Origin of the sequence: Roseomonas sp. TAS13, assembly GCF_001950415.1 — a bacterium.
GTDB lineage: Bacteria > Pseudomonadota > Alphaproteobacteria > Acetobacterales > Acetobacteraceae > Roseomonas > Roseomonas mucosa.
Genome location: NZ_BDLP01000593.1, coordinates 1 through 1,811 on the forward strand (window position 1 = coordinate 1; position 1,811 = coordinate 1,811).

Annotated in this window: 3 protein-coding genes and 1 pseudogene; 1 reads left to right on the forward strand and 3 read right to left on the reverse strand. The window is 70.0% G+C overall.

Annotated elements, in window-relative coordinates; genetic code table 11:
* The 3 genes from ROTAS13_RS23975 to ROTAS13_RS23985 all read right to left on the reverse strand — a co-directional run.
* On the reverse strand, positions 1 to 625 hold a 625-nt coding region (locus ROTAS13_RS23975), incomplete at its 3' end, for a recombinase family protein (RefSeq protein WP_253187759.1).
* Between the two features lie 32 nt (positions 626 to 657).
* Complete coding sequence (locus ROTAS13_RS23980) at positions 658 to 1,065, reverse strand: DUF2442 domain-containing protein (protein ID WP_075823620.1); 408 nt, start codon at positions 1,063 to 1,065, stop codon at positions 658 to 660.
* A complete protein-coding gene (locus tag ROTAS13_RS23985; protein ID WP_075823621.1) occupies positions 1,058 to 1,297 on the reverse strand; it encodes a DUF4160 domain-containing protein in 240 nt (79 codons plus the stop codon). The genes ROTAS13_RS23980 and ROTAS13_RS23985 overlap by 8 nt, the downstream gene beginning before the upstream one ends.
* 301 nt (positions 1,298 to 1,598) lie before the next feature.
* Here ROTAS13_RS23985 and ROTAS13_RS28340 point away from each other — a divergent pair.
* Positions 1,599 to 1,769: pseudogene (locus ROTAS13_RS28340) on the forward strand (IS701 family transposase); the annotation flags it as partial.
* Between the last annotated feature and the right edge of the window lie 42 nt (positions 1,770 to 1,811).

A 1,811-nucleotide genomic window follows, 5' to 3' on the forward strand; every position in this document is an offset into this window, starting at 1 on the left:
GCCAGGGTCGCCACTCCGCCCCTCCCCGCGGCGTTCGCACGCCGCGGGCGGTGAGCGCGTCCGCGAGCTGCTGGAGCGTCGTCGCCCCGGCTCGCCGCGCCGCCTCAAAGTAGGGCAGTACCTCCGCCGCACGCCGGGCGGCCTGCCCCGACCACACTGCGCGGGCATCGGCCGCAGTCGCCGTGTCCCCCGGACAGAGCCGTGGGTTGCCGAGCCGCACGCCACGGGCCTTAGCCGCCGCGAGAGCCGCCTTGGTGCGGGCGGAGGTAGCACGGGCCTCTTCCTCTGCGACGAGGGTCATGACGCCGATGGTGAGGCGGTTGGCGCACGGCATGTCGGAGGCGAGGAACTCGATGCCGGCCTTTTCCAGGCCAAGCAGGAAGTGAGCATCGCGGGCGAGGCGGTCGAGCTTGGCGATGAGCAGGGTGCAGCGGCGCAGGCGGCACTCGGCCATGGCCAGGGCGAGCTGGGGGCGGTCCCCCTTCCTGCCGCTCTCGACCTCCTCGAAGGCGGCAACGACGGATCCGCCGCAGCCGGCCGCGTGGCGGGCCACAGCTTGGCGCTGAGCCTCCAGCCCCAGTCCCGAGCGTCCCTGCTTGTCAATCGAGACACGATAGTAAGCCACGAAGCGTGGCCCGGTCGGGAAGGTCATGCCGCTCAGGTGCCCGCCGCGCGGCGCGGTCGTCCACCCTTACTGCCGTTCGCCCGGGCGGCAGCAGCCTTGGCCGGCGAGGTCGCCCGACCTGCCTGCCGGGCCATATGGGCGCGGGTGCCGAAGAGACCCGCCAGCAGGCCCGGGATGGAGAGGTCGGCGTCCAGCGCCTCCCAGTGCAGGCCGGAGCCGGATCCCAGCACCTCGACCTGAGCGAGCTGGTCGTCGCTCGCTCCTTCCAGTCCCTGCGCTAGTCCTGGCGGAAAGGCGAAGGTGCAGCCGTTGGTCAACTCGACGATCACCCGTCTTGCCTGGCGGTCGTAGCGGGCGGTCGCGGCGCGGGGCTCGCGCTGCCGGGCCTCCTGGCCACGAGCCAGGGTCGCATCGATCTGCGTGTCGGTCAGGTCACCCATGGATGTCCTCCCATCGCTGCCGCAGGAACGCCTGCTGCTCGGTCACGAGGCGCACGGCGCGGCGTACCTCACCGCGCGACATGCCGTCGGCCCAGAGCAGGACCGGCGTGCCTTCGGGTCCGGCTAGGTCGATCTTGGCCTCGCCGTCACCGAAGACGTGCACGTGAGCCGGCGTGTGGTCGTTGGCGTAGATGATGACGCGCAGACCCTCGGCGCGCAGCACGGTGACCATAGCTACACATAACCCATCATGTTGGGTTACTCAAGCGGCGAGTGGCTGCGGGTACGCTTCGGGGCCCGATCCTGCCTCTGGTGTCTCGATTCCACAATCTGAAAGGACGTTATCATACCTAGTACTACAGTTGCGGATTATCAGCTGAGGTGATCCACTTGGCGCCTGCGGGAGCGGAGGCTGGGTGATGTCTGTGGCGGCATGGTCTGGATCGCTGTTGGCGTGGGAGCGGGAGCTTGCGACGCTGAAGGATCGGCTTGGGCTGGCCGTGCGGCGACGCGAATTGCGGGAGTCGATCGGGCACTATCTCGACGGACTGCTGTCCGGGCTCGAACGCAAAACGGGTTGGCTGCTGGCGGAACGCGCGGGCGAGGCCCGGCCGCACCGGCTGCAGGCGGTGCTGGGACGGGGCCGCTGGGACGCGGAGGCGGCGCGTGACCTGGTTCGCGCCTACGCCGTCGAGGCCCTGGCCGCTGTCTCTTGATCACATCTACGCACAGCTCCACCGTAAGGC

What these genes read in the sequence shown, in the direction of transcription:
- ROTAS13_RS23985 (WP_075823621.1), bottom strand. Translation starts at nt 1,297, where the DNA reads ATGGTCACCGTGCTGCGCGCCGAGGGTCTGCGCGTCATCATCTACGCC.
- ROTAS13_RS23980 (WP_075823620.1), bottom strand. Translation starts at nt 1,065, where the DNA reads ATGGGTGACCTGACCGACACGCAGATCGATGCGACCCTGGCTCGTGGC.